Here is a 24,833-nt window from a genome sequence, read left to right as displayed (position 1 = left end):
GCTTAGCCTGTAGCCCGCTTTGCATCAGTTGATCCACTTCAGCAACATGGCAACCGGCATCATAGCGAAGGCAGTACAGAGGATACCTGAAAATGCCATGCCTGCAAATTTTATAAGAGGACCGTACTTCCTGTGGCTTAGTCCCAGGCTTTGAAAAGCGCTGCTGAAGCCATGCAACAGATGCCAGAAGAGCGCGCATACACCAGCCAGGTAAATGACCACCGTAGCCGGGTCGGCAAACTTAGCCAGCATCATTGTATATAAAGGCAACTCTTCGCCATACCTGAGCTGGTGTACCCGGTTAGGGATCCAGAAGCCCGAAGTATGCACGATAAGGAAAAAGAGGATCAGGATACCCAACAGGGTCATGCTCCTGCTGTACCAGCGTTGCCGCGGAGCATGCTTCACCATCGCATACCGGCGCGTGCGTGCAGCCTTATTGGCGCGCCAAAGCAGGAGCGACTGGATAATATGCAACAGCAAACCGGCGACTAGTGCCACTTCAATTGTCCGGATAATGGGATTGGTACCCATAAAATGCGCGCCCCTGTTGAAGGTGGCACCACCATCGTTGTAAAAGATGAGCGCATTAACACCGGCATGCACCACCAGGAAACTGACCAGGAATAAACCGGTCAATGCCATCGTGATCTTTTTCCCGACAGAACTTTTAAATGCCCGGAGCAATGGTTTCATAATTTTTCTTTTTTACGGTATTCAGATCCGGTTATAAGTGTTCCTTATGTTCCGGGGCAGCTAACGTTTTTGCAAAATGATTACAGGCCAGCACATACCCTTTATTGAGGTAAAGCCGGTGCGCATCGTGTAACATATACCCGCTATCGAGATGCACGGTTTTGATACCGGCTGTGGCCGCTTCCCGGTGCACATAATCCAGTAAGGCGCCCGCATTGCCTTTGCCCCTGCAAGCCGGGTCGGTATACAGGTCATCGACATAGATCATCCAGCCCGTACGGAGTGTATGCATAACCCGGTAACCTATAAATGCCGCGGCGCCGGTATGATCGTCGTTGGGAATATAAACCAGTTTGAAGTTTTCATAGGTGATCATATGCATCACCAGGTCGATATAGGAAGCGGCTTCAAGATTGGTCCTGAAGGCAAAAAGCGCATCTTTACAAAAAGCAATTTCCGCGCGGTTGTTCGCTATTAAAAAATCCATAAGATCGGTTGTTTTAAAAGCCGGGGATACATGACTGCTGCTGGTTCCGGCTTTATTTTTTATAAAAAACGGATACTAGTTCCGGATCAGTCCCGCAACTTTTGCAGTGGCAAAGTCCAGGGACTCCTGCACCAGGCCCACCCCGTTTATAGCAAGATCCGTGATATCCTCGATGCCCATAATGCGGAAGACCGTCTTCAAATAATTAGTCTGAAAATCCATGTACTCGTAGAAATCGCCGGGATCATAACCGTTATTGCCCCGGGCCATCAAGAGGTAGACCTTTTTGTCTTTCAACAGTCCCTGGTAAGGATTACGGGGATTGTCGCTGCTGATCAATACCGTTTCATTGACCCGTAAAACCTGGTCTATATAAGCTTTCAAGGCACTGGGCACCGACCAGTTGTACATGGGCGTACCCAAAACGATCACATCAGTTTCCTTTAACTCAGCCACCAGCTCATCGCTTACCTTCAGTGCTTCCAGGTCTTCGGCCGTTCTGAGCGCCGGTGGCTTGAAAGCCCCGGCTATCCAGGCCTCCGTAACATGTGGCACAGGCGCCTGTCCCACCTCCCTGTAGCTGATCTTATCATCCGGGTGTTTGTTTTTCCATGTTTCTGCAAATACATTCGTCATAAACCTGCTTAACGATCGCTCCTTACGCGCACTGGCGTTTACAATCAATACCTTAGCCATTTACTGTTTATATTTAGTGGTTAAAAAAAAGAAATAAATATCCTGCATGTCCCACGTAATGCCCCGCGTAAAGGTCTACCAGAGCGGATTTCGAGGGCATACGCTTCCCCTTAAGCCAGGCCGGAGGAACCTGCTCTTATCGCCATATGGCGCTAGCTTCCTAATCGGTATTATTCGTTAGCCCGAGGATTTTTCCTGCTGCGCTCCAGGTAAGCATCGATACTCCAGGGAAAACGGGAGCCGGAGGCCAGCAATAAACCCGAAAAGCTGACGACAAAAACGGAGTAATTAAACGGCGCCCGGAAATGCAGGAAGAGCAGCATACTTAAGGCAAACACGAGGGTAAGCCCGGAACTGCCTAAAGCCATCAACCTGGTCTTATACCCTGCGAGCAACAGGATACCGAAAAGCACTTCGAGACAGGTGGCGATAAAGCCGAAAAAAGATGCTACCTGCACACCGAGATAAGGCATGAGCTGGTGCGTATATGCTACAAAACTCGGCCAATCGCCCCAGGCCACATGTTCCGACCCGGCTGCGCCAAAATAACCCAGGCGATCCAGCACGGGCAGTAGGAAGCCGATGCCTAATGCGCACCGGAGCAGGAATTGAGCAATCGGGTAAAGCCCTTTCATACTGTTTCTATATTAGGATACAAAGGTAACCGGCCGCGATACCCGGTTGACCGGCCAGATGTGCCGCCCCAGGTAGTCCAGTTACAGCCACGCCCGGGATGCTGCGCCTGAACACCGTGCCCGGCAACGATTGTAGTCACAACCCCGCCGGGAATAGTCCGTTAATAGCCAATTTGCTCATTTTGACCGGTCCTGCATTTCAACTAAATTTGGTTCCGGTATCGTTTACCCGGTCTTATTATGCTTCCCTACAAAAACCTGCTTGCCATTGATAAAAGCAGCCACACGGCCGTTTTCAAACAGATTGCGCTGCATTTTATCCGCCTGATACAGGAGGGAAAGCTGTTGCCGGGAACCGAACTGCCCAGTACCCGCATACTGGCCACCGACCTGGGATTGCACCGGAAAACGATTACCGCGGCCTACGACTACCTGGTAGCCGGCAACTGGCTGGACAGCCTGCCCCGCAAGGGATTTATCGTATCGCCACAGTTGCCCGTAACCAAACCAAGGTCTTATCATAACCATCGCCAGGGCGGCTACAATACCGGCCCGGGCTTCTCCTATGAGCAATTCCCCGACTTCAGCTACCCGGCATCCGTCTCCCGTGGCCCGGAAATAGTAGTAGACGACGGCTTCCCGGACATTAGCCTGTTGCCGGCCGATGCCATGCTTAAAGAATACCGGAGGGCGCTGGAATACCCTATGCTGAAAAAGATAAGTTCGGGTTGGGAGCTGGAAGGATCGGCAGACTTCAGATCGGCACTGTGCGGCTTTTTAACCCAGACACGGGGGCTCGACATCCGTGTGGAACACCTGCTGACCACGAGAGGCGCGCAAATGGCCATCTACGTCGCTGCCGCACTCATTATCAAACCGGGTGACAAGGTGATCGTCAGCGACCCCAGTTATTTTTTCGCCAATATGATTTTTGAAAACCTGGGCGCAGAGCTGATCCGGATACCGGTAGACGACCAGGGTATGCGTACCGATATGGTCGAAGAGGTGCTTAAAACACAAGCGGTTAAATTACTGTACGTTATTCCCCATCATCATCATCCCACTACGGTAACCCTGGGTGTGGAGCGACGCAATCACTTACTGCAGCTGGTACGTAATTACCAACTGGCCGTTATTGAAGATGATTATGATTACGACTTCCAGTTTCAATCCGACCCCTATCTCCCCCTCGCCAGCGGGCACCACGAGGGCAATATTATCTATATCGGATCACTGACCAAGGTGCTGGGCACCCCGTTCCGCCTGGGTTACATCGTGGCGGCCGAAAAATTTATACATGCCGCCGCCAGGAAGCGCATACTGATCGACCTCAGGGGCGATGTATTCTCGGAGCAGGTGGTTGCCGGCCTGATCGAAAACGGGGATCTTACCCGGTTGATACAAAAAGCAAATAAGTTGTATTGCCAACGCTGCGATTACCTGGGCAACCTGCTCAGCACAACGTTTGGAGAAACCATAGAATTTAAAAAACCGGATGGCGGTATGGCCATGTGGCTGCAGTTTAAACCCGGTGTGCCGCTGGAAAAGGTAATTGCCCGGGCGGCTAGCCGCGGACTCCGGATTGCGGGCACCGTATATCACCCGGGTAAAGGCGCTGATTTCAATGCGTTTCGTTTTGGTTTCGCCTCGCTCGATACCGCCGGTCTCGAAAAAGCAGTAGATATCCTGCAGGCCGCTTTACGCCTTACCGGCACATAATGCTTAAACACCGCAAACAGCGCCGGTAACCCCTAACGGCGTACCAGGGCAATGGTCAGTACCAGGGTTTCAGCGCCCGGTTCAACCCGGTCGATCCTTACTTTATATACCGAGTTATTGCTGGCCTGCAGCCAGAACACCGTGCCGGCAACGATCTGGTCCTTCCGCAAAGCATCGCGGTCGATCTGTTTGGGTATACTTTTTTCATCCATAGCGTCGAAAGCCTGTTCTGCGACCAGCAGGTGCGGGCTCAGCCCTTTCAACTTAGCATCTTCGGCGCGCTCCAGGCAATTGATCTCCGGGTCGCGGGGTTCGATCCAGAGATCGGCATCGCCAGCCAGGTCCTCTTCCCTGAAATCCTTAGCCAGCTTCGTGATCTTGCCGCTTTTTACATCGAGCAATACCGCGGGATAACCGCCGCCAAAGCTTTGCCTGTTGATGGTAACCGATTGCTGAGCCGCTGCCTGCTGCTGCACCAAAAGGCCAAACGCCATTATACCGGATAGTAGTAGTGTTCTGATCATAATTCCTGTCTTTTTGCAATGATACGTTGATCTAAACAACAAAGCGGCACAAACTGTTTATGACCGCTCGCGGGGAATAGAAACACGAGCTTTTCAACAAACAAAAACTGAGCCTTTCAACAAACCAGCCAGGGGCGTTTATGTACCACCTTTGTGTTGTAAAACAAAAAAATTAAAACATGAAAAAAGTATGGTTCATAACCGGTAGCTCCCGCGGATTGGGACGCAGCCTTACCAACGCAGTATTAGCCCAGGGCGACCTGGTAATCGCCACCGCCCGGGACATTACGGGGCTCGAAACGCTCCGCCAACAATACCCGGACCAGGTACTGCCCCTCTCGCTCGACGTCAACAACACGCAACAGATCGGGCAGGCGGTAGCGCAGGCTATAGCCCGTTTCGGCAGGATCGATGTATTGGTCAACAACGCAGGCTTTGGCATTATAGGCGCTGCAGAAGCCTATACCGAGGAGCAGATGCGCAGTCAACTGGAAACCAATCTGTATGCGCCTATCGCCATTACCAGGGCCGTATTGCCGCATATGCGCCGGCAGCGCTCGGGCCGTATCCTCCAGATCAGTTCGGTAGGCGGCCGTGTAGGCAATGCAGGACTTACCATGTACCAGGCGGCCAAGTTCGGCCTGGGTGGCTTTAGCGAGGCCCTGGCCAAAGAGGTAGCCCCCCTGGGCATTTTTGTAACCAGCGTAGAGCCCGGTGGCTTCAGTACCGATTGGGCCGGCGCCTCGATGAGTTATGCACCGCAGGTGCCCGGTTATGAACAATCGGTAGACCAGCGTGCCGACTTTATCAAAGACGGGAACTTTGTTCCGATGGGCGATCCCGATAAGGCCGCCCAAGCCATGATCCGCCTTACCGAAAGCCCCGAGCCACCGGTACACCTGCTATTGGGCAGCGAAGCGGTAGCCATGGTACAGGCCGCACAAAAAGAAAGACAGGCCGAACTGGAACAGTGGATCGCGGTAAGCAAAAGTACCGACCACGATGAAGCCGTCGACTTCCTGAGCACCAGCTTTGGCAAGATCCTGGTAAAACAGGAAGGAGCAGACCGTTCCTAGTCCGGGGAGTGCGCAGCCATCATTGCATCTTTTAACCTAACCAACAGCAGTATTGCCACAGTATAGAGCAATACTGCTTACTTTTACCTTATGGAGACCAACGGTATTCACGATAACGCGATTGTTTATTCCTGCTACTATGAACGCAGCAGGGAAGGCGAACAGTTTGTACCCGAACATGTGCTCAGCTATCAGCTATCGGGCACACTGGAATTGAACGACGGCCATAAAACTTATGTGTATCAACCCGGCGATCTGCGCTTCGTGAAACGCAACCGCCTGGTTAAGTTCAGCAAACAACCACCCGAAAATGGTGAGTTCCGGTCTTTATCCATCTATCTCAGCCAGGAGGTTTTACAGGACTTCTGCAAAGAATATCCTTACAGCGCAGTACCGCGGGCATCGGGCGACGCCGTGCTGGAACTACCGTCCAGCCCGCTTTTGCGGAGTTATATCGAATCGCTGTTACCCTATGAAAATGCGCAGGCGCCTTTCAGTCCTTCGCTGCTGGCCCTGAAACTGAAAGAGGCCATCCTGGTATTGCTGCAAACCGCACCGGAATTGAAAGACGTGCTCTTCGACTTCGACCCTCCGGGTAAGATCGACCTGGCCGCTTTTATGAATCGCAACTTTCATTTCAATGTACAGCTCAGCCGCTTCGCCTACCTTACCGGTCGCAGCCTGGCCGCGTTTAAACGCGATTTCGAAAAGATCTTCCATACATCGCCGGGCAAATGGCTGGTACAACGCAGGCTGGAAGAAGCGTATTACCAGATTAAGAACAAAGGCAGGGCGCCTTCTGATGTCTACCTGGACCTGGGTTTCGAGGACCTTTCCCATTTTTCTTTCGCTTTCAAAAAGGTATACGGCATATCGCCCTCAAGAGTATAAGGCTCTCGGCAATCAGCCGGCAAGATCCCTGATGCATTGCTCCCGGATCATCCAGAGCTCGTCAAGATTGTAGGGTACAGTGGGGTTTTCCGATAACCACTGCTCCAAAAAGGCGCGGTGAAAAGCCACTTTAAACCCGGTGATCTGCGCCGGTACGATTACCTGCTCGGTAAGGATATCATTGCTGAAACCGGGCGCATCGGGCCAGGTATAATCGGCTATCACACCATTTATCCGCAGGTAATTATGCGCTTCGGGCATATAGTCCAGGCCATGCCGGTCGAGCCTGGCCTTGATCTTAGGCGTTGATACGGCGCTCATTTTAAAGATACCCAATACCAGGCTTACTTCGTGCCGGCCCTGCTCAGCGGCCAGCGTATACAGCAATGCATGTTTGGTACTGCAGGTACCACAACCCTCCGCAAATACCGCAGCCAGGTCGCTCTTATCGCGGTTCCGTTTATACGGCCAGCTGCTTACCCGGGTCGCAGCAGCGGCAAAGCTGGTAATACCCTGTTGCCGGAACAAGCCGGATACCGGTCCCCCGGCGTCGATGCTAAAATTATAACCCCTTGTTTCCATAACTGTTTGCTTGCCTTACAAAACTAAAAGAACGGCCGCGTTCGGGCAAGCCCGGAAACCATATTCCGGGAATAATCAGGATATAATCTTGTACAGGAATATAAGCGTTTTACATTTGTAGCCCCGGGAGCAATACCGGCAACGCTATGGACAAAGCAACAACAACGACTGCAGCTACGGAAAAGATATCGGGAAGCACGCTGAAAGCGATCATCGGCGGGTCGGTAGGCAACCTGGTGGAATGGTACGACTGGTATGCCTATTCGGCCTTTGCCCTGTATTTTTCCGCGGCCTTCTTCCCGGCAGGCAACCCGACGGCACAACTGCTGAATACGGCGGGCATATTTGCCCTGGGTTTCCTGATGCGACCTATAGGCGGTTGGATATTTGGCCGTATTGCGGATAAGGTCGGGCGCAAACAGAGTATGACGCTCTCCGTATTGCTGATGTCGCTGGGTTCGCTGCTCATCGCCTTTACGCCTACTTATCAAAGCATAGGCATACTGGCGCCGGTGCTGCTGTTGCTGGCCCGCCTGCTGCAGGGACTTAGCGTGGGCGGCGAATACGGTGTTTCGGCGACCTACCTGAGCGAGATGGCCAGTAAAAACAGGCGGGGCTTCTATTCCAGCTTCCAGTATGTAACACTCATCGGCGGACAGCTGATCGCCCTGGGCATCCAGCTTATACTGCAAAAACTATTACTCAGCGAAGAGCAACTACAGGCCTGGGGGTGGCGCATACCCTTTGTAATCGGCGCCCTGCTTTCTGTGGTAGCGCTCTACCTGCGTAAAAACCTGCGGGAAACGCATGCATTCGAAACCACGAAAAAAGAAGCAGAAAAGCGTAAGGGGACGATCAAAGCCTTGTTACAGCATCCGCGCGCGGTACTGACGGTAGTGGGCCTGACCCTTGGCGGTACGCTGGCATTTTATACGTATACCACGTATATGCAAAAATTCCTGGTCAATACCGTACACCTGACCAAAGGGCAATCTACCCTGATCTCCTTTGTAAGCCTGCTGATCTTTGCCTTGCTGCAACCGGCATTCGGGGCTCTATCCGACCGCATAGGCCGCAGGCCGCTACTGATCGGCTTCGGGGTATTGGGCACCCTGTTTACAATACCCCTGCTTACCCTGCTCAGTCATACCGATAACGCCTGGACGGCCTTCTTCCTGCTGCTTTGTGCACTGGTTATCGTAAGCGGTTATACCAGTATCAATGCCGTGGTAAAAGCGGAGCTGTTCCCCGCCGGGGTACGCGCCCTGGGTGTAGGGCTACCCTATGCCCTTACGGTTGCCATTTTTGGCGGCACCGCCGAGTACATTGCTTTATGGCTAAAGGATTGGGGACATGAATCGCTGTTCTACTGGTATATTACGGGCTGTATCTTCTGTTCGTTACTGGTATATGTGTTTATGAAAGATACCCGCTCGACTTCGAAACTGAATGAAGATAACTGAGGTTATTACCGGTATAAAAAAGAGGGATAACCGTAATGATTATCCCCCATTTATGCCGACACCTGTTATTATTTACCTAACTCTTTCAACAAGGCCTCGCCTACAGCCTTTGCCGATTGCGGGTTCTGGCCGGTTACCAAACGCTGGTCGGTAACCACATGACTTTGCCACATCCCCGATTTTTCAAATTTACCGCCGCGCGCTTTCAGTTTATCTTCCAGCAGGAAAGGCACTATTTTATCGAGCTTCACGGCTACTTCTTCTTCATTGGTAAACCCGTTCACCTTTTTACCTGCCACAAGGTACGAACCGTCTTTCAGTTGGATATTGACCAGGCCGGACGGGCCATGACATACCGCACTCACCACACCGCCCTGCTCATAGATGCTGGCTGCAATGGCCGCCAGTTCCTTATTTTCAGGCAGGTCCCACATAGCGCCATGGCCACCGGCATAATGGATCGCAACATAGTCTGCAGGATTAATATCGGCAGGCTTTTTGGTATGCTCTACTTTATAGCGCTCCTGCTCATTGTTCCAGAACGCTGCATTTACTTTATCCTCGAGGTCGAAGCCATCGACCGGGGCTTTACCCCCCTGCGGACTTACAAAATCGATCTCGTAACCCGCTCCATGCAACACTTCCCAGGGATGGGTAACCTCGGATAAATAATAACCCGTGGGCTGCCCGGTACTTCCTTTTTTATCATGGCTCGTTACCACGAACAGGATTTTCTTTTTCATAGCCATAGTTTTTTTGTTTTGTGCCTGCGCTGTAAATGCAGGCAGAACGGCCATTACAGCGAACATACCGGCCAGCGTCAGTTTCAATATATGTTTCATAAGCGCTTTATCTTTTTTAATTCCCGGCAACTTCCACTGCAGCGGCTGCCCTGTAAGTTGCATAGTCAGTATATCCTTTAGCGCCGCCGCCATAGTGCAGGCTGCGGTCGGGCTGGGTGAGCGGCCAGTTGTTTTTGAGCCGGCTTACCAGGTCGGGATTAGCGATAAACGGTTCGCCAAAGCCCGCCAGGTCAATAACCCCGGCCTCGATCAAGGCTTCTGACTTTTGCCGGTCCATGCCACCTGCCAGTATGATCACGCCCCTGTACCAATCGCGGAAGCGTTGCAGGAAGCCCTCGGGTATGGCAAAACTGCCTCTCGATTGCTGGTCCATCAGGTGCACATAAGCCAGGCCTCTTTTATTAAGTTCGGCAGCCAGGTAGGCATACGTAGCCTCCAACTCGTCGTAGTGGGGTAGTTCATGCAGGCCACCGTAAGGCGTAAGCCTGATCGCTACTTTTTCGGCGCCGATGGCTGCAATCGTGGCATCGACCGCTTCGAGCAGGAAACGGCTCCTGTTTTCCACGCTACCGCCGTATGCATCATCCCGGTTATTTACAAACGGGTTCAGGAATTGTTCGATCAGGTAACCGTTAGCGCCATGCAACTCGACACCGTCGAAACCCGCAGCTATCGCGTTTACCGCGGCCGCAGCAAAATCGCCGGCAACGACCTTTACTTCTGCGGTGGTGAGGGCTCTTGGTTGTGAGGCGGGTACAAAATTTTCTTTACCCGATTCGTCGTAGCCCCAGGCAGAGGATTGGGCCGCCCGTATACCGGATGCTCCTACCGGCGCTATACCATCGGGCTGATTGCTGGTATGGGATATGCGCCCTACATGCCACAACTGGTTGAATATAACGCTGCCGGCTTCGTGCACGGCCTGCGTAACCAATTTCCAGCCTGCCACCTGTTCGGGTGTAAACAAACCCGGAATATGCAGCACACCAGCCGCAGTAGCGGATATAGCGGTGCCTTCGGTAACGATAAGGCCGGCGCCTTCCTGCCCGGCGCGCTGCCGGTAATAAAGGGCGGTCAATTCGTTGGGTATACGATCGGGATTACGGGCGCGGGTCATGGGCGCCATCACTACCCGGTTGTGCAGTTTCAATGTTCCTTTTTCAAATGATTCGAATAACATGATATGGATATTTTTTTTGTGTTTTTATACAATAGAAGCGGGATGAACCTTCAGTTCTTCCGCCAAAGGATAATCGGTATAACCGCCTGCATCGCCACCGAAAAATGTACGGTTATCGGGCGTGTTCAGCGGTATATCCTGTGCCAGGCGGTCGGGCAGGTCGGGATTGGCAATAAAGGGACGGCCAAAGGCGACCAGGTCGGCCCAGCCCTGCGCCAGCGCCTCTTCTGCACGGGCTTTGGTGTACTTGCCTGCATAGATCAGGGTGCCCTTAAAAGCCTGGCGATAGGCTTCTTTAAACGCAACCGGCATTACCGGTGCATTGTCCCAGTCGGCTTCTGCAATATGGATATAAGCGATACCAATGTCGTTCAGCACCTTCGCCGCCGCTATATAGGTCTCCTCCGGGTTATCATCTACCGCTCCCATCAGAGTGGTCAACGGGGCCTGGCGTACCCCTACTCTTTCCTTACCGATAGCATCGGCTACCGCCCTGGTCACCTCTTCCAGGAAGCGCAGGCGGTTGGCGAGGCTGCCGCCATATGCGTCGGTACGCCGGTTGGTTTGCGAGTCGATAAACTGTTCGATCAGGTAACCGTTGGCGCCATGCAGCTCTACCCCATCGAAGCCCGCTGCAATAGCATTACGTGCCGCTGCGGCATAGTCCTGAACGATCGCCCTGATCTCCGGCACGGTAAGCTCGCGGGGGGCAGAATGCTGCAACATCGCACCAGCGCCACCCTGCGGCCCTTTTCCTTCGGGATCGACAAACACTTTTACCCCTTCGGCCACAATCGCTGAAGGCGCAACGGGCGCCTGGCCTTGTTCCTGCAGGGAGGTATGCGATACACGGCCCACATGCCACAACTGGGCAAAGATTACACCGCCTGCGGCATGTACGGCTGCCGTTACCTTTTGCCAGCCTGCCACCTGCTCCGGCGTGTAGATACCCGGCGTCCAGGCATAACCCTGGCCCTGCCTGCTGATCTGCGTGCCTTCCGAAATGATCAGGCCCGCACCGGCGCGCTGGCTGTAATACTGTGCCATCAGGTCGTTGGCAACTTCGCCGGCGCCGGAGCGCGAGCGGGTCATCGGGGGCATTACGATCCTGTTTTTCAGGTGAAGCTTCCCTAACTGATATGTGTTGAATAACATGGTAGATACTTTTTTAATTTAATTGCAATGCCCTGATCACTTAATTTCATGCTCTTTTAAAAGGGCCTTGGGGCGCTATGATCTCGAGATGCGTGCCATCCGGATCGTCGAAGTAAGCTACCGCAGTGCCCCAGCCCGATTTCAGGCCATCGGCCTCTTCAAAAACAATGGGTTCGCCAGAAAGCCTGATACCCGCATCCTTCAGGCGTTTTACGGCCTCGTGGATATCGTCTACCTCGAAACAGAGGTGCATGGCGCTGATCTGGTTGTTTTCATAATGTGCTCGGCTGGGCTCGGGTTGTTTGTATTCCAACAGGTCGATATTGATGTTATCGAGGTGCAGGTTGGCATACCGGATCAGGGTCTTATCGAGTCCCAGTACCTGGGCCATGCGGCTGCCACCGATCTCGTCGGTATTACTCACCTTACGGCCGGTCAGTGTTTCGTAAAAGGTAACCGCCCGGTCCAGGTCGGCTACTACGATGCCGACGTGGTTTACGCGGCTGAACCCTGTATTGTTCATAGGTTTTCTTTTTATGGTTCCGGCCAGCGTGGCAAGCGGTCCTGCTGCAATCAGCCCTGCCGCTCCCCATGTTGCCGTTGTGAGGAATGATCGTCTTTGCATGTTGTCCGGGCTTGTGTTACAGCTTGTCGAGCGCTGCGTTGATAAAGGCCAGCTCACCGGCATCCAGGCTGATATCCATAGCACGGGCATTGCTTTCGGCCTGTGCTGCATTGCGCGCACCCGCCAGTACCACGGTAATACCGGGCTGCAGGGTAGTCCAGCGCAGTACCAGTTGGGCCAGGCTGGCGCCTTTGTCCTGCGCCAGCGGCTCTATCTGTTGCAGGAAGGCTTTTACTTTAGCCAGTTCAAACTGTCCGAAATAGCCGTTACGGTGATCGTCGTTTTTTAATTGTCCTTCGCGGAAATATTTACCGGTCAGTAAACCGCGTTCCATAGGACTGTAGGCGATAATGCCGATGTTGTGTTCCAAAGCATAAGGCACGAGCTCCTGTTCTATACCCCTGTTGAGCATACTATACGCCACTTGGTCGGATGCCAGCTTTATCGCCGGCGCTGCCATGTCCAGCTGCTCCCTGCTGTAGTTCGATACTCCTGCCGCCCTTATCTTGCCTTGCTGCACCAGCAGGTCCAGGGCTTCCATAGTCTCGGGTATCGGTGTGGTACCGTCGGGCCAGTGCAGTTGCAGCAGGTCTATATAGTCGGTGCCGAGGCGTTTCAGACTTTCTTCCGTTTCTTTGATCACGTTTTGTTTGGAGGCGTATTTATAAACTGGGATCTTTTTATCCCCGTCGCCGGCATCGAAAAAGAATTCCCCCTTGCCCGCATTGCTGCCATCCCATACCAGCCCGAATTTGGTCAGCACCTGTATCTTGCTGCGATCCCTTCCCTTAATGGCCTCGCCGATCAGGGACTCGCTCAGGCCAAAACCATAAAACGGTGCGGTATCAAGCGCTGTTACCCCATTATCGATCGATGCCCTGATCGCATCGAGCGAGTCCTGCTTTTCATTGCCGCCCCACATATTGCCGCCGATGGCGAATGCTCCGTAAGTGATGGCCGGTAATTCGAGCGGGCTATCGCCCAGTTTTCTGTATTCCATTTGAATGATTTTTATTTTACAGGGCAAAATTCCGCCGGGATTTATTATTATCCTAATAACTTAAATCATATCTTTGCATTATAAAAATGATAGGTTATGTTATTGAACCTGGAATGGCTCCGGACCTTCAAAGCGATCTACGACCACGGCACGCTCACCAGCGCCGCCCAGGCCCTCTTTGTATCCCAGCCCGGCGTAAGCCTGCACCTCAACTCCCTGGAAGCCTATACCGGCTATAAACTGTTTGACCGTTCGGCCAAGAAAATGGTACCTACCGAGCGGGGCAAAGTGTTGTATAACTTCATACTGGAGCCGCTCAGTAAGCTGGAAACGGCCGAGCAGCTGTTTCACCGGAGTTCGAAAGAAGACCGTACGACGATCAGTATCGGCATGTGTTTCGAGACCTTCCAGTTTACGCTGGAGCGTTATATTTCGTCGCTGCCTTTTAACGTGATTATCAAATTCGGCGACTACCCGCAAATGCTTCATGACCTGGACAAGGGCGTACTGGACCTGATCATCACCCCGCAAAAGGGCGACCAGAGCAACCTTGAATACGAGGCATTTTCGAAGGAAAGCATCGTGATGGTTTGCGGATCGGATACCGATGCCGGCGAGATCAGGGCTCTGCTGAAAAAACAAAAGATAAAAGAAGCCGGGCAATTGCTCAAACAGCAGCTCTGGTACAGCACTGCAGCCGATATGAGCCATCTGAAACGGTTCTGGCAAACGAACTTCAGGCATCATCTTGATTTCAAACCCAATTACATCGTGCCCAATATCAGCTCGATCGTACGCTGCCTGAGCGGCCAAACGGGCTTTTCGGTGATCCCCGATTTTCTTTGCCGCGAAGAGATAGCGACCGGCGGCCTGCAGCTGGTATGGGAGGGCAACAGCCCGATTGAGAACACCCTGTACTTTGGTAGCCGCAAGCGTACGATGTTCGAAAAAGAGATTGCGCGGGTAAAGGCGATCTTTAAAGAAGAGATGGTCTGTATCTGCCCGGCAGCAAGGGCCTGATGGGTTGTCAGGAACGGGCGCCGGCCGGTATTACCAAATTCTAAAGAAGCTTTAAATCTGGCCGGCTGATGCCGCTTGCAGGCTTAATACCTTAACTTTACGGAGAACCAACACCAACCACAATGCAATCCGTAAAACCAGTACCCGAACAACAGATCCGGTTGCCCGACAGCGCCATAGCCCAGTTACTGGGGCTTAGCCTCGGGGAGTACCACAAGCTCAGCCACAGGCCTATGGAGGACTTTAAGGATATAGAAGGCAGGGTCATCGCTTTCTTTATGCATATCAGTCCCAATAACGACAAGGATATCCTGGCCAAACTAAAGCTTGATCACAGCAACTTCGTCCGGTTTAAAGCCGAGGAGGTTTTTTCTTATTACCGGTAAACCAAAGGCGCCAGCACGGCGCCTTTTCGCTTGTACCCGTGTTCGGCTACACAGCCCCGGTCGCTCCCTTTAACAGCTGTTTAAAAATTTACAGAACGTATTAGCCCTGCTTCATTATCTTTGTTACCTGTTTAAACACCACGCTTTTTACCAACTGTATTTACACTTAAGATGAAAGTTACCGACCACATCAGCCAGGCGGACAAGCCCCTGATTTCCTTTGAGATCCTGCCACCGATGAAAGGCAAGGGCATCGACAGCATCTTCAAGATACTCGATCCCCTGATGGAATTCAAGCCAGCCTTCGTAAATGTTACGTACCACAGGGCAGAGCAGATATTCAAAAAACGCACCGATGGCAGTTTCGACCGGGTAGAGATCCGCAAACGCCCCGGAACCGTAGGCATCTGTGCCGCATTGATGAACCGCTACCGCGTAGATGCCGTGCCGCACCTGATCTGTGGCGGGTTTGCCAAAGAAGAAACCGAAAATGCACTGATCGATCTCCGTTACCTGGGCGTAGACAATGTACTGGCCCTGAGAGGCGACTCCCCGGCCAACGAGAAGTTCTTCACCCCGCACCCGCAGGGCCACCGGTATGCCGTAGACCTGGTCGACCAGATCACGAATATGAATAACGGCCGTTACCTGGAAGACGATATCGTGGATGCAGGTAAAACCGATTTCTGTATCGGCGTTGCCGGTTATCCCGAAAAGCACTTCGAAGCCGCCAATATGAACCTCGACCTGCATTACCTGCAGCAAAAGATTGCCGCCGGTGCAGGATATATCACCACGCAAATGTTTTTCGACAATGCGAAATACTTCGCTTATGTAGACAATTGCAAAAGCGCCAATATCCATGTGCCGATCATTCCCGGCCTGAAACCCATTACCAATAAACGCCAGCTGAGCATACTGCCCAGCATCTTCCACGTTGATATTCCCAACGAGTTTGCCTCCGAAATGCTGCAATGCAAGACCGATGCAGCCTGCGAGCAACTGGGCACCGAATGGCTGATTGCCCAGTGCAGGGAACTGCTGGCGCGCAAAGTACCGGTATTACATTTTTACACCCTGGGTAAACCCCAGGTCGTTTACAATGTAGTGAAAGCTATTCTTTAACCGGATTGTTGTACCTTTGCCTCATGAAAAAGATACTTTTCCTGCTTACAGCCGCCGCTTGCTGCGCTACCGATACCTGGGCACAGGGTTGTGCGGTATGTACCAAAACTGCAGCCGGACTGGGCCAGAGCAGCGCCAGTGGTCTTAACAACGGTATTCTTTACCTGGCCGCTATCCCGCTGGCCTTTATGGGTACCGTAGGATTTATCTGGTGGAAACGCAACAGGGCATAATACCCCGCTGCAATTAAAACAGCAGCGATACATCATATTTCAACCGGCTACCGGTTGACAAAAAGGCTTCCCGCAGGGGAAGCCTTTTTGCGTATTTGCATCCTGAACGGCATCAGACTTTATTGATCAGTACGCGGGTCGGTATAGGCCCTGCGATACTATGGGCATCAAAGGCTTTTTTCACCAGTTCCTGTACACCAAAATACACATCCCAATAGTCGGCCTGCAGGGTATAGGGGCGAATGGCCAGGGTGGTCATACCATCGGCGACTTTAAGCACGCTTACCTCCGGGGCCGGTGTCTGCAACACTTTAGGATGCGCCCGCATGGCGCCGATCGCTACACGCCGGGCTTTGTCGATATCCACATCTAGCGCTACGGCAATGGAAAGGTCGACACGCAGGTTGCCATGTGTGGTATAGTTGGTGATGACCCCGGTAGACAAGGCCCCATTGGGCAGGATAATGGTCTTGTTCTCGGGCGACAGGACAACCGTGTTAAAAATACCGATCTCCTGTACGATACCGACCATACCCTGGGCTTCTATCATATCATTTACCTTAAATGGTTTAAATACCATAATCATAACACCTCCGGCCAGGTTGCCCAGCGAACCGTTAAGCGCAGCCCCGATAGCCAAACCCGCACCCGCCAATAATGCCGCAAAACCGGTAATGTCCACGCCGATCATACCGGCAATGGCCAGGAACAGCAACAGCGTAAGCATTACCCGCACCAGCGACAGCAGGAACTTTTGCAGCGAAGCGTCGAAGTTGCGACCCGTAAGCACCCTGCGGAACAAAGCATTGATCTTACCGATAAGCCAGGAACCGATAAGATATACCAGGATGGCGCCCACGAGTTTAGGTGCATAGGCGATAGCCATTGCCTTCATCTTGTCGAGCCATACGCCCCCGGTATTCAACGCAGTAGTACCGGCTTGTAAAGTTTCATTGATTTGTAAAAAGACCATATAGGATTTTTTTTGTGTGAAAAATGTTTCCTACGGAATATATACAAGTATGATGCCAAAAATTTAGCCGCTGCGCGGAATAACCCGGTAATAGCTCCCAAGAGCGCGCCCCGTCTTAGCTATTTATTTCTTCGGCGGCCCTCCTGAAACCGATGACGCGGGTAGCGGGTACTGCGGCCGGTATCTCCTCCGTGCTCATCGCCTCTGCGAGGGTAAGCGGCCCGGTAACCACCTGGTTCTTACCCGCATGATCGCTGAGCCGTTGCGCCTTGGCTACCGGCAATTTACCAAACTCGTATTGGGCAATCAGCCTGCCCTTACGCAACAGCGCACTGTCGACCTGCGACAACGAGCTATTGAAGGTGCAGATCAATTGTGCATTCAGGAAATCGGCCAGCAGGCCATCCGAAATATTCAGCAGGCCCGAAACCGGCGACCCGCCGTGGCTGCGGCGATCCATGATCAGCTGCTCCGCATCTTCGATAATGATTACGGAGTCGGGGTTATCGATCAGCAGCTCTATAAATGCAGGATCCATTAGATTGCCCGCGATATCGGCCGAGAGAAATAATACCCGCTTTTTGATCTTGCCGATCAGGTAACGCAGGTATGTAGTTTTGCCTGTACCCGGCAAGCCATGCAGCAGCACGATGCCTTTGTCCGCTTTTTTATTCAACCTTTTGCGGATCAGTTCATCTACGGGTTTGAAGTCATCGTCGTAGTACAGATCGATATCCAGCCGGCTGCGTTTGATCTCCATATCTTTCAGCTCCAGGCCTTCGGTACCTCTTACCACCAGGCTTACCTCCGGCTGTTGCTGCCTTGCTTTTTGAAGAAACTTACCGGCCAGGACCGTAAACTTTTCCAGCCATTCCGGTTCGGTACCGTCGTGCAGGATCTTGAAATATTCGTCGTTAAACTCGAGCACATAATTATGCTGCAATACCAGCACGGTGCGGTCGAAGCTATAACGCTTCTTGCGCTTCTCGTACCAGCGGTACGTATGCGTACTGATTACCAGGCCGGCATACTGGTCCATAAAGGCCTTATAGGCTTTCTCGCCATCCATATTACCCATAAAGTTGACATTGGGCAGGGTATGGAACAACGAAAGGTAAAAGGACTTGACATCGATAAAGCGGTAGTCGAAAACCTCGGGCCTTGTAAATGTTTTATCGGAAAATGAAGGGTTCATTTTGTAATTTTTGATCGTAAATAAATAAGGGAGCAACCGCTAACCACGGGCCTTGGGCCGGGATACGGGCAAAAAAATAACCCCGCCGGGAAAGCGGGGTTACGTACAGTATGATAAGATCGACAACTATCCGACTGCATATAACATCCCGCCAAAAGCACAACCCAGCGGGCTGTACCGGTTACCGGCAAGTGTCAGTATGAAGTTGTTGCGTTGCATTGTTTTAGATTTAATCTGCCCGGAGGCGTTGCAAAGGTATATTGCTTTTTTTAAAGTGGAACTATTTTTTTCCTTGCTCCTTTTCTTGCTCCTCATCACCGGCATCGGTATCATCGGCTTCCGTGGCATTCACCACGCTGCGGTTGGGGTGCTTGGGCATTTTATCGCCCAGCAATTTGCCCCAGGGCTTGAGCTCGTCGATACGGTCGAATATAATTTTCAGTACGGCCACAAAAGGTATCGAAAGGAACATACCGCTTACGCCCCAAAGCGTACCGCCCAGCAACACGACGATGATCGAAATCAGGGCATTGACCGATACCTTGGAAGAGACTACCCGGGGAACGATAATATTGTTGTCGACAAACTGGATGAGCGTATAAGCGCCGACAATAAGCAAAGGCGTCGTAAACCCGTCCTTGGTTACGAACGACATCAGCACAGGCAACAGGATGGCGACTACCCCACCGATATAAGGGATCAGGTTGAGGATGGCGCCGATCACGCCCAGCAATATCGCGTATTTGACGCCAAGGATAAGCAGGGCTGCGGAATTCATTACCGCAATGATGGAGGTCTCGATCATCAGGCCCACAATATAACTCTGCACCGCGCTTTTGGTTTCCTGTAATATCTCGGCTACCTGGTCGGAGTTATCTTCTTCAAAAACCTCGAAAATAAAATTGAGGATAAGCGGCTTGTAATACAGCAGCAGGAATACATACAGCGGGATGAGCACAAACACACCCAGCATGCCGAAAACGGTATTGATGGTAGCGCCCAGGTAAGCCTTACTGTTGTTCATCGCCTCGTTGACCATAGTCATCTGCTTTTCGGTAGAGATGCCGAAACTGGAAGAAAGCCAGCTTTGCGCCTGGTGCAGCAAGCTCATGGATTTGGCTTTCAGTTGCGGGATCATCTCGCCAAACTGCGCGATCTGCGCAGACAGGAAAAACAGGACCGCACCCAATACCAGGATAGCCACCAGGATGGTGATACAGATCGCCACGATTTTATTGACCCGCCACTGTTGCAGTTTATTGTACAGCGGGTTGAGCAATACGGCTATAAGCCCCGCAAAGGCAAAGGGCACAATAATATCCTGTAACAGGAAAAGGATGTAAAAGAAAAGGTAGATGCCGATAATGACCATCGGCGCTTTGATGTAAAAAGGATAGGTATGTTTGGCGCTCATCAGGCCGCCCTCATCCGGGGTATTGTCTTTGTTTCTTTTCCAGTTAAAAAATATGCCCATAATTTATTCTTCTTGTTTTAAAAAGGTAAAGCTAAGGTGGTTTCGGCTAATAACTCCGTTGCGTTAAAAATCGGGAACCTGCTGTATGACAACCAATAGGAAAAATTGTTGCATAGGCATTGTGAAATATATGGACAAAGCACCCTGCATGAAATAGCAATAAAAAAAATCGCTCCTTTTTATTTTCCGCAGTGCCCCGCACTACGCCGGGTAACGGCGTACCCCCGGTCTACCTTTGCTTTATCAATCGTCGGTAAGAGATCGCCGGTTATTTAAAAGATAATTAAAAACAGATCGTTATGAACGCATTATATCCTGCAGTGCCACATTACAGTTCCGATTTTATTGTCCGCCTCGGCTTCCGCGAAACCGGCACACCGGCCACCTTCCGCTGTATCCGTAACGGGGAGCCGCTGGAACTTAAGGTGTATGCTTTTGAAAACCGGAACAGCAACCAGGCTATCTATTATACAGAAGCCTATTACCAGCCTACGGGCCAGCTGCGCCATACCGCCCTGTTCCGCTTCCCGAACAGCGAGCAGCACGAACTGATGCATAAGTACTGCCTGCATACCCTGTTCTTCGACGAACAGATCGGCGAACAGTTCGAGCAGGAAAACAAATTCCATCCACCGGCCCACCTCCAGACGGAAAAGGCGGACACCCTGTTGCAATGGGTACGCAGCTATTGGAACACCCGCCACTTCAACGAGCAGTATAAGACCCTGGGCGGATTGAACAGTAAAAAAGACCTTATCAGCCACTAAACCCAAACAGCACCTCTATAAACAGCCTGTCACCAGGGCCGGTATCTAGGAGGGGGTACCGGCCTCTTTTTTTCTGTAAGCCCTTTGACGAAGCCGTTTTTCGCGGCCGTCACCAGTTTATTTATATTTGCAAAGCACCAAAGGAAACAAAAAGCTATGTCACTCTCCGATACCTATTTCCGGCACCAGTGTATAATCAGGAAACTGCAACGATCCCCGGCCAGCCAGCAGGAGATAAAGGATTACTATGAACGGGAATGCGAGACACATGGCTATAATTTTGTTTTCTCCAACCGTACTTTTCTCCGCGACAAGGAGGAGATCCTTTCCCTGCATAAAAAAGATATCCAGTACAATACGTCGCTCCGCAAGTATTACCTGGAAGAAGATGCCATACCCGACGATTTCGGCAACCGCATCGCCGATGCCTACAATACCTACCAGGCGCTGAATATGTCGGATGGTATAGCCGAGTTTGTACATCTCGAAAAACGCAGACCCCAGGGTATGGAACATTTTCATAGCCTGATGCATGCCCTGCGCAATAAAGTGATGATCCGGTTTACCTACGAAAAATACATGGACGGTAATATTACCGAGCGTAGCGTAGCCCCCCTGGCGCTTAAGGAATTTAAAAGCCGCTGGTACCTCCTTGCCAAAGACAGCAAAGACAATACCACCAAGGTATTTGCGCTCGATCGTATTTCAGAACTGGAGGTAACCCGGCAGAAATACAAAGCAGAAGCGGGATTTCGCGTATCGGACTATTTCCGGAATTGCTTCGGCATCATCCGTCCCTCCGAACCGGGCGCCAAACCGCAAATCATCCAGCTCTTCTTCGGGCCCGACAAAGGCAAGTATATCAAAAGCCTGCCGCTGCACGATTCGCAGCAGATCAGGCAGGATGACGAAAAAGGATTGGTGATCGAACTGGAATTGTATATTACTTACGACCTGGTGATGGAACTGCTCTCGCACGGGGCTGATGTAGAGATATTGAAACCCGTTTCGCTGCGCAAAACGATGAAGAAAATACTGGATAAAGCCGGCGCTTATTACCCGCTTTAGCCTTGCAGCAGGTCGGGCTTTGGCCTGACCCCTGCCTGTAAAGACCGGCTCGCAAGGGTTACAGGCCAGCGTAGCCACCAGGAACTGACCTGTTATTTTTTTTACGATCTGTTTACTTTTCGTATCCTGATTATTTATATCTTCGCAACCTCAACTCTCAGAACGATGAAAATTTACGGGGCCGAGATCGTAGTACGCTAGCTACGCGGCCATTTCCTCCGACACCTGATACCTGATGGATCCGTTCCAAATGGTATCGCTGTATCCCAATTTTTCATTCTAATCGTTTTACACTTTTATGTCCCATCCGACTAACGGTGCTTCCAAAGCATCGAACTATATTACATTGTTCAAACAAGCCCTGCGCGGCGAAGAGATGGATTATACCCAGGGCAGCATCCGCAAAGCCGTCATTATGCTGGCTGTACCCATGATGCTTGAAATGATCATGGAGTCTGTATTCGCCCTGGTGGACCTCTACTTTGTAGGCCACCTGGAAGACAGCAGCCATGCCATCCAGACCGTGGGTCTTACCGAATCCGTACTGACCATTATGTACTCTATCGCCATAGGCATGAGTATGGCCGCCACCGCGGTGGTAGCGCGGCGTGTCGGTGAGAAAAACCCCGAAAAGGCTGCCCAGGCAGGCGTTCAGGCCATTATCGTAGCTTCTGCCGTAACGGTACTGCTTAGCCTTGCCGGGCTTTATTACTCCCCTGAGATTTTAAAGATCATGGGCGCTTCGCCCGAAACGGTAACCAAGGGCACGCCCTTTATCCGCATTACTATGGGCGGTAGCATCGTGGTCATGTTGTTATTCCTGATCAATGGTATATTCCGCGGTGCGGGTAATGCAGCCATCGCCATGAAAAGCCTGTGGCTGGCCAATATCTGTAACATCGTGCTGTGTCCGCTGCTGATCAACGGCTTCGGCTTTATACCGGCCTTCGGACTTACCGGCGCAGCCATGGCCACCACCATAGGCAGGGCTACCGGCGTGGCTTACCAGGCCTATCACCTGTTCTATGGCAAGCACCAGCTCAAGATCCGGATCAGTCATTTCAAACCCGAGTTCCCCGTCATCAAATCGCTGGTGGGTATCGCCACTCCCGGCATCTTCCAGTTCGTGATCGCTTCCTGCAGCTGGATCTTCCTGGCGCAGCTGGTGGCCACTACCGGCGGCGACAACGGTTCGGCCGGTTACCAGACGGCGCTGCGCCTGATGATGTTCTTTATGTTGCCGGCCTGGGGTATGAGCAATGCCGCCTCCACCCTGGTAGGTCAGAACCTGGGTGCAGAGCGCATCGACCGGGCCGAAGAGTCGGTAATGAAGACGGTGCGGTACAATGTAGTGTTCATGCTCTTCGTGACTGTGCTGTTCTTCTTCTTCGGCAACTGGCTGGTATCGTTCTTTACCCAGGACGAAGCCATCAAGGCCGTGGGCCGGCAGGCCCTGCGCATCATGAGCGCCGGTTATATCTTCTATGGTATCGGCATGGTGATGATCAATACCTTTAACGGCGCCGGCGATACCTGGACGCCCACCTGGGTAAACCTTTGCGGCTTCTGGCTGTTCCAGGTGCCCCTGGCCTGGTTCCTGGCCAAATACATCGATATGGGGCCGGAAGGCGTGTTTATTGCCATCCCCGTTGCCGAAACGGCGATCAGTGTGGCAGCGTTTATCCTGTTTAAAAAAGGACGCTGGAAAAAGATAAAAGTTTAGGTATTCTGCACGATAAGCAAAAGGCAGCAGTAAGTGTACTGCTGCCTTTTTTAATGCACGATTTTATTGGCACAGCTGGTACTGGCAAAAGCATCGGGCTTGGCTTTGAAGGTAAAGCCCATGCCGGTAATGTATCCCATGGCATCTTTCAGTGCAGCATTACTTTTAAATAAGGGGTCGGTATTGATGTCTGCATGCACCTCCATGGCAATGCCGTGTGCCGTAAACAAACCACATAACGCGTAAGCGACCGAAACACTCTTCGATACCTCGTACAGCATCCGCTCCCGGATACGCATCTCTTTATTTAAAACCTCTTTGTGGATATACATAAAGCCACCGCAACCTTGCCGCAACAATACGATAACGGTTGCTATTGCTATATCCCCGCCTTTAACCTGGCTGTCTGTACCAATGCAGGCTTTCAGCTTATGCCCTGCAGCATGTTCGCGCACGATTGCCCTGCGGATCTCTTCTTCGATCGGCATTTCGATCCGGTGCCCGGCAAGCCGCCGCCAGGATGTTATTTCTGTTTTCATGTTCTTACACAGCCGGTTGTTGTACCGGGCTATTCGGGGTGATTATTTTTTGCGGTAGATATTGGATTCGAACCAATGCAGCCTTGCGGCCCTAACAGTTTAGCAAACTGCCCTCTTGACCATTTGAGTAATCTACCGGGTTACTTTGAGAAATATTGACCCGCGCCATCCTGTAAAGCGGGCAGCGACAGGCCATTTGCCGCTATATGCCCGTTTTATTATTCATCGTATTGGAGCAATTTTCATATTCTTACACAGCCGGCTATTATACCGGGCTATTCGGGTTGATTATTTTTTGCGGTAGATATTGGATTCGAACCAATGCAGCCTTGCGGCCCTAACAGTTTAGCAAACTGCCCTCTTGACCATTTGAGTAATCTACCGGGTTACTTTGAGAAATATTGATCCGCCTTAATTGCGGGTCCTCGCCGGCGCCTGAAGCCTGTGCTCCGCATCCATTTGCGCCCCTTTACCTCATAAGTTAGAGACGACTTCTTCCTGCAATCCTGTAAAGCGGGCAGCGGCAGGCCATTTGCCGCTATATGCCCGTTTTACTATTCATCGTATTGGAGCAATTTTCATATTCTTACACAGCCGGCTATTATACCGGGCTATTCGGGTTGATTATTTTTTGCGGTAGATATTGGATTCGAACCAATGCAGCCTTGCGGCCCTAACAGTTTAGCAAACTGCCCTCTTGACCATTTGAGTAATCTACCGGGTTACTTTGAGAAATATTGACCCGCGCCATCCTGTAAAGCGGGCAGCGACAGACCATTTGCCGCTATATGCCCGTTT

General features: G+C 51.7%; 26 protein-coding genes and 3 tRNA genes. 11 read left to right on the top strand and 18 right to left on the bottom strand.

What is annotated here, in order from left to right; translation table 11 throughout:
• Positions 1 to 24 precede the first annotated feature (24 nt).
• The 4 genes from B0I18_RS03925 to B0I18_RS03910 all read right to left on the bottom strand — a co-directional run bounded on the left by B0I18_RS03925 (position 25) and on the right by B0I18_RS03910 (position 2,514).
• Entirely contained in the window at positions 25 to 696 is a 672-nt protein-coding gene (locus tag B0I18_RS03925; protein ID WP_106521328.1) for a succinate dehydrogenase cytochrome b subunit, read from the bottom strand.
• A gap of 31 nt (positions 697 to 727) precedes the next feature.
• Entirely contained in the window at positions 728 to 1,183 is a 456-nt protein-coding gene (locus B0I18_RS03920; protein WP_106521327.1) for a GNAT family N-acetyltransferase, read from the bottom strand.
• A gap of 75 nt (positions 1,184 to 1,258) precedes the next feature.
• Positions 1,259 to 1,879: an FMN-dependent NADH-azoreductase gene (locus B0I18_RS03915; RefSeq protein WP_106521326.1), complete on the bottom strand. Its 621-nt coding sequence runs from the start codon at positions 1,877 to 1,879 to the stop codon at positions 1,259 to 1,261.
• Between the two features lie 170 nt (positions 1,880 to 2,049).
• The gene (locus B0I18_RS03910) at positions 2,050 to 2,514 is read right to left on the bottom strand and encodes a DoxX family protein (RefSeq protein WP_106521325.1); all 465 of its coding nucleotides are present in this window, start codon (positions 2,512 to 2,514) and stop codon (positions 2,050 to 2,052) included.
• 240 nt (positions 2,515 to 2,754) lie between these two features.
• On the opposite strand from B0I18_RS03910, the gene B0I18_RS03905 reads away from it, so the two are divergent.
• Positions 2,755 to 4,233 (top strand): aminotransferase-like domain-containing protein, encoded by a 1,479-nt coding sequence (locus B0I18_RS03905; RefSeq protein WP_106521324.1) that lies wholly within the window; start codon positions 2,755 to 2,757, stop codon positions 4,231 to 4,233.
• A 32-nt stretch (positions 4,234 to 4,265) separates the two neighbouring features.
• Here the strand turns inward: B0I18_RS03905 and B0I18_RS03900 are convergent, their stop codons facing one another.
• Entirely contained in the window at positions 4,266 to 4,757 is a 492-nt protein-coding gene (locus B0I18_RS03900) for a hypothetical protein (RefSeq protein WP_146146647.1), read from the bottom strand.
• A gap of 179 nt (positions 4,758 to 4,936) precedes the next feature.
• On the opposite strand from B0I18_RS03900, the gene B0I18_RS03895 reads away from it, so the two are divergent.
• Complete coding sequence (locus tag B0I18_RS03895) at positions 4,937 to 5,833, top strand: oxidoreductase (RefSeq protein ID WP_106521322.1); 897 nt, start codon at positions 4,937 to 4,939, stop codon at positions 5,831 to 5,833.
• A 90-nt stretch (positions 5,834 to 5,923) separates the two neighbouring features.
• Positions 5,924 to 6,724, top strand: coding sequence for a helix-turn-helix domain-containing protein (locus B0I18_RS03890; RefSeq protein ID WP_106521321.1), 801 nt, complete (start codon positions 5,924 to 5,926; stop codon positions 6,722 to 6,724).
• A 12-nt stretch (positions 6,725 to 6,736) separates the two neighbouring features.
• Here B0I18_RS03890 and B0I18_RS03885 read toward each other — a convergent pair whose 3' ends face one another.
• Positions 6,737 to 7,306: a hypothetical protein gene (locus B0I18_RS03885; protein ID WP_106521320.1), complete on the bottom strand. Its 570-nt coding sequence runs from the start codon at positions 7,304 to 7,306 to the stop codon at positions 6,737 to 6,739.
• 146 nt (positions 7,307 to 7,452) lie between these two features.
• Here B0I18_RS03885 and B0I18_RS03880 point away from each other — a divergent pair, with 146 nt between their 5' ends.
• Positions 7,453 to 8,769 (top strand): MFS transporter, encoded by a 1,317-nt coding sequence (locus tag B0I18_RS03880; RefSeq protein WP_106521319.1) that lies wholly within the window; start codon positions 7,453 to 7,455, stop codon positions 8,767 to 8,769.
• 68 nt (positions 8,770 to 8,837) lie between these two features.
• Here the strand turns inward: B0I18_RS03880 and B0I18_RS03875 are convergent, their stop codons facing one another.
• Genes B0I18_RS03875 through B0I18_RS03855 form a run of 5 tightly spaced genes read right to left on the bottom strand, consistent with a single transcriptional unit; the run spans position 8,838 to position 13,532 of the window.
• Positions 8,838 to 9,611: a type 1 glutamine amidotransferase domain-containing protein gene (locus B0I18_RS03875; RefSeq protein ID WP_219905903.1), complete on the bottom strand. Its 774-nt coding sequence runs from the start codon at positions 9,609 to 9,611 to the stop codon at positions 8,838 to 8,840.
• Positions 9,612 to 9,627: 16 nt separating this feature from the next.
• Positions 9,628 to 10,752: an alkene reductase gene (locus B0I18_RS03870; protein ID WP_106521318.1), complete on the bottom strand. Its 1,125-nt coding sequence runs from the start codon at positions 10,750 to 10,752 to the stop codon at positions 9,628 to 9,630.
• A 24-nt stretch (positions 10,753 to 10,776) separates the two neighbouring features.
• Positions 10,777 to 11,907 (bottom strand): alkene reductase, encoded by a 1,131-nt coding sequence (locus tag B0I18_RS03865; RefSeq protein WP_106521317.1) that lies wholly within the window; start codon positions 11,905 to 11,907, stop codon positions 10,777 to 10,779.
• A gap of 46 nt (positions 11,908 to 11,953) precedes the next feature.
• Entirely contained in the window at positions 11,954 to 12,532 is a 579-nt protein-coding gene (locus B0I18_RS03860; protein WP_245882044.1) for a VOC family protein, read from the bottom strand.
• Between the two features lie 16 nt (positions 12,533 to 12,548).
• On the bottom strand, positions 12,549 to 13,532 hold the full coding sequence (locus B0I18_RS03855) for an aldo/keto reductase (protein ID WP_106521315.1): 984 nt from the start codon (positions 13,530 to 13,532) through the stop codon (positions 12,549 to 12,551).
• Between the two features lie 96 nt (positions 13,533 to 13,628).
• On the opposite strand from B0I18_RS03855, the gene B0I18_RS03850 reads away from it, so the two are divergent.
• The 4 genes from B0I18_RS03850 to B0I18_RS03835 all read left to right on the top strand — a co-directional run bounded on the left by B0I18_RS03850 (position 13,629) and on the right by B0I18_RS03835 (position 16,296).
• Complete coding sequence (locus tag B0I18_RS03850; protein WP_106521314.1) at positions 13,629 to 14,552, top strand: LysR family transcriptional regulator; 924 nt, start codon at positions 13,629 to 13,631, stop codon at positions 14,550 to 14,552.
• A 122-nt stretch (positions 14,553 to 14,674) separates the two neighbouring features.
• Positions 14,675 to 14,938: a hypothetical protein gene (locus B0I18_RS03845; RefSeq protein WP_106521313.1), complete on the top strand. Its 264-nt coding sequence runs from the start codon at positions 14,675 to 14,677 to the stop codon at positions 14,936 to 14,938.
• A 171-nt stretch (positions 14,939 to 15,109) separates the two neighbouring features.
• Positions 15,110 to 16,063: a methylenetetrahydrofolate reductase [NAD(P)H] gene (metF, locus tag B0I18_RS03840; protein WP_106521312.1), complete on the top strand. Its 954-nt coding sequence runs from the start codon at positions 15,110 to 15,112 to the stop codon at positions 16,061 to 16,063.
• Positions 16,064 to 16,086: 23 nt separating this feature from the next.
• Entirely contained in the window at positions 16,087 to 16,296 is a 210-nt protein-coding gene (locus B0I18_RS03835; protein WP_106521311.1) for a hypothetical protein, read from the top strand.
• A gap of 112 nt (positions 16,297 to 16,408) precedes the next feature.
• On the opposite strand, the gene B0I18_RS03830 is transcribed toward B0I18_RS03835, so the two are convergent.
• The 3 genes from B0I18_RS03830 to B0I18_RS03820 all read right to left on the bottom strand — a co-directional run bounded on the left by B0I18_RS03830 (position 16,409) and on the right by B0I18_RS03820 (position 19,938).
• The gene (locus B0I18_RS03830; protein ID WP_219905902.1) at positions 16,409 to 17,269 is read right to left on the bottom strand and encodes a mechanosensitive ion channel family protein; all 861 of its coding nucleotides are present in this window, start codon (positions 17,267 to 17,269) and stop codon (positions 16,409 to 16,411) included.
• A 115-nt stretch (positions 17,270 to 17,384) separates the two neighbouring features.
• Complete coding sequence (locus B0I18_RS03825; protein ID WP_106521310.1) at positions 17,385 to 18,464, bottom strand: AAA family ATPase; 1,080 nt, start codon at positions 18,462 to 18,464, stop codon at positions 17,385 to 17,387.
• A gap of 280 nt (positions 18,465 to 18,744) precedes the next feature.
• Positions 18,745 to 19,938 carry an AI-2E family transporter gene (locus B0I18_RS03820; protein WP_106521309.1) on the bottom strand — a complete coding sequence of 398 codons (1,194 nt, stop codon included), beginning with the start codon at positions 19,936 to 19,938 and terminating at the stop codon, positions 18,745 to 18,747.
• A 299-nt stretch (positions 19,939 to 20,237) separates the two neighbouring features.
• Between B0I18_RS03820 and B0I18_RS03815 the strand changes: the two genes are divergently transcribed.
• The 3 genes from B0I18_RS03815 to B0I18_RS03805 all read left to right on the top strand — a co-directional run bounded on the left by B0I18_RS03815 (position 20,238) and on the right by B0I18_RS03805 (position 23,496).
• Positions 20,238 to 20,705, top strand: a complete 468-nt coding sequence (locus tag B0I18_RS03815) for a hypothetical protein (RefSeq protein WP_106521308.1) — start codon at positions 20,238 to 20,240, stop codon at positions 20,703 to 20,705.
• Between the two features lie 156 nt (positions 20,706 to 20,861).
• Positions 20,862 to 21,773 carry a helix-turn-helix transcriptional regulator gene (locus tag B0I18_RS03810; protein WP_106521307.1) on the top strand — a complete coding sequence of 304 codons (912 nt, stop codon included), beginning with the start codon at positions 20,862 to 20,864 and terminating at the stop codon, positions 21,771 to 21,773.
• Positions 21,774 to 22,071: 298 nt separating this feature from the next.
• Positions 22,072 to 23,496 carry an MATE family efflux transporter gene (locus B0I18_RS03805; RefSeq protein ID WP_106521306.1) on the top strand — a complete coding sequence of 475 codons (1,425 nt, stop codon included), beginning with the start codon at positions 22,072 to 22,074 and terminating at the stop codon, positions 23,494 to 23,496.
• 50 nt (positions 23,497 to 23,546) lie between these two features.
• On the opposite strand, the gene B0I18_RS03800 is transcribed toward B0I18_RS03805, so the two are convergent.
• The 4 genes from B0I18_RS03800 to B0I18_RS03785 all read right to left on the bottom strand — a co-directional run bounded on the left by B0I18_RS03800 (position 23,547) and on the right by B0I18_RS03785 (position 24,754).
• Positions 23,547 to 24,035, bottom strand: a complete 489-nt coding sequence (locus B0I18_RS03800; protein WP_106521305.1) for a ribonuclease H-like YkuK family protein — start codon at positions 24,033 to 24,035, stop codon at positions 23,547 to 23,549.
• Positions 24,036 to 24,087: 52 nt separating this feature from the next.
• Positions 24,088 to 24,172: transfer RNA gene (locus B0I18_RS03795), tRNA-Ser, on the bottom strand.
• 161 nt (positions 24,173 to 24,333) lie between these two features.
• Positions 24,334 to 24,418 (bottom strand) — tRNA-Ser (locus B0I18_RS03790).
• Positions 24,419 to 24,669: 251 nt separating this feature from the next.
• Positions 24,670 to 24,754: transfer RNA gene (locus B0I18_RS03785), tRNA-Ser, on the bottom strand.
• Positions 24,755 to 24,833 lie beyond the last annotated feature (79 nt).

The sequence above is a fragment of the Taibaiella chishuiensis genome (assembly GCF_003014535.1).
GTDB classification, from domain to species: domain Bacteria; phylum Bacteroidota; class Bacteroidia; order Chitinophagales; family Chitinophagaceae; genus Taibaiella; species Taibaiella chishuiensis.
The sequence above is the reverse complement of the archived record's forward strand: the minus strand, read 5'-3'. Positions and strand labels throughout refer to the sequence as shown.

Bases quoted from the DNA above. Each gene is read 5' to 3' on its own strand.
- B0I18_RS03920 (WP_106521327.1), bottom strand. From the start codon at position 1,183: ATGGATTTTTTAATAGCGAACAACCGCGCGGAAATTGCTTTTTGTAAA.
- B0I18_RS03890 (WP_106521321.1), top strand. From the start codon at position 5,924: ATGGAGACCAACGGTATTCACGATAACGCGATTGTTTATTCCTGCTAC.
- B0I18_RS03865 (WP_106521317.1), bottom strand. From the start codon at position 11,907: ATGTTATTCAACACATATCAGTTAGGGAAGCTTCACCTGAAAAACAGG.
- metF (WP_106521312.1), top strand. From the start codon at position 15,110: ATGAAAGTTACCGACCACATCAGCCAGGCGGACAAGCCCCTGATTTCC.
- B0I18_RS03845 (WP_106521313.1), top strand. From the start codon at position 14,675: ATGCAATCCGTAAAACCAGTACCCGAACAACAGATCCGGTTGCCCGAC.
- B0I18_RS03905 (WP_106521324.1), top strand. From the start codon at position 2,755: ATGCTTCCCTACAAAAACCTGCTTGCCATTGATAAAAGCAGCCACACG.
- B0I18_RS03870 (WP_106521318.1), bottom strand. From the start codon at position 10,752: ATGTTATTCGAATCATTTGAAAAAGGAACATTGAAACTGCACAACCGG.
- B0I18_RS03925 (WP_106521328.1), bottom strand. From the start codon at position 696: ATGAAACCATTGCTCCGGGCATTTAAAAGTTCTGTCGGGAAAAAGATC.
- B0I18_RS03805 (WP_106521306.1), top strand. From the start codon at position 22,072: ATGTCCCATCCGACTAACGGTGCTTCCAAAGCATCGAACTATATTACA.
- B0I18_RS03875 (WP_219905903.1), bottom strand. From the start codon at position 9,611: ATGAAACATATATTGAAACTGACGCTGGCCGGTATGTTCGCTGTAATG.
- B0I18_RS03885 (WP_106521320.1), bottom strand. From the start codon at position 7,306: ATGGAAACAAGGGGTTATAATTTTAGCATCGACGCCGGGGGACCGGTA.
- B0I18_RS03900 (WP_146146647.1), bottom strand. From the start codon at position 4,757: ATGATCAGAACACTACTACTATCCGGTATAATGGCGTTTGGCCTTTTG.
- B0I18_RS03830 (WP_219905902.1), bottom strand. From the start codon at position 17,269: ATGGTCTTTTTACAAATCAATGAAACTTTACAAGCCGGTACTACTGCG.
- B0I18_RS03815 (WP_106521308.1), top strand. From the start codon at position 20,238: ATGAACGCATTATATCCTGCAGTGCCACATTACAGTTCCGATTTTATT.
- B0I18_RS03835 (WP_106521311.1), top strand. From the start codon at position 16,087: ATGAAAAAGATACTTTTCCTGCTTACAGCCGCCGCTTGCTGCGCTACC.
- B0I18_RS03820 (WP_106521309.1), bottom strand. From the start codon at position 19,938: ATGGGCATATTTTTTAACTGGAAAAGAAACAAAGACAATACCCCGGAT.
- B0I18_RS03810 (WP_106521307.1), top strand. From the start codon at position 20,862: ATGTCACTCTCCGATACCTATTTCCGGCACCAGTGTATAATCAGGAAA.
- B0I18_RS03825 (WP_106521310.1), bottom strand. From the start codon at position 18,464: ATGAACCCTTCATTTTCCGATAAAACATTTACAAGGCCCGAGGTTTTC.
- B0I18_RS03855 (WP_106521315.1), bottom strand. From the start codon at position 13,532: ATGGAATACAGAAAACTGGGCGATAGCCCGCTCGAATTACCGGCCATC.
- B0I18_RS03850 (WP_106521314.1), top strand. From the start codon at position 13,629: ATGTTATTGAACCTGGAATGGCTCCGGACCTTCAAAGCGATCTACGAC.
- B0I18_RS03800 (WP_106521305.1), bottom strand. From the start codon at position 24,035: ATGAAAACAGAAATAACATCCTGGCGGCGGCTTGCCGGGCACCGGATC.
- B0I18_RS03895 (WP_106521322.1), top strand. From the start codon at position 4,937: ATGAAAAAAGTATGGTTCATAACCGGTAGCTCCCGCGGATTGGGACGC.
- B0I18_RS03910 (WP_106521325.1), bottom strand. From the start codon at position 2,514: ATGAAAGGGCTTTACCCGATTGCTCAATTCCTGCTCCGGTGCGCATTA.
- B0I18_RS03915 (WP_106521326.1), bottom strand. From the start codon at position 1,879: ATGGCTAAGGTATTGATTGTAAACGCCAGTGCGCGTAAGGAGCGATCG.
- B0I18_RS03880 (WP_106521319.1), top strand. From the start codon at position 7,453: ATGGACAAAGCAACAACAACGACTGCAGCTACGGAAAAGATATCGGGA.
- B0I18_RS03860 (WP_245882044.1), bottom strand. From the start codon at position 12,532: ATGCAAAGACGATCATTCCTCACAACGGCAACATGGGGAGCGGCAGGG.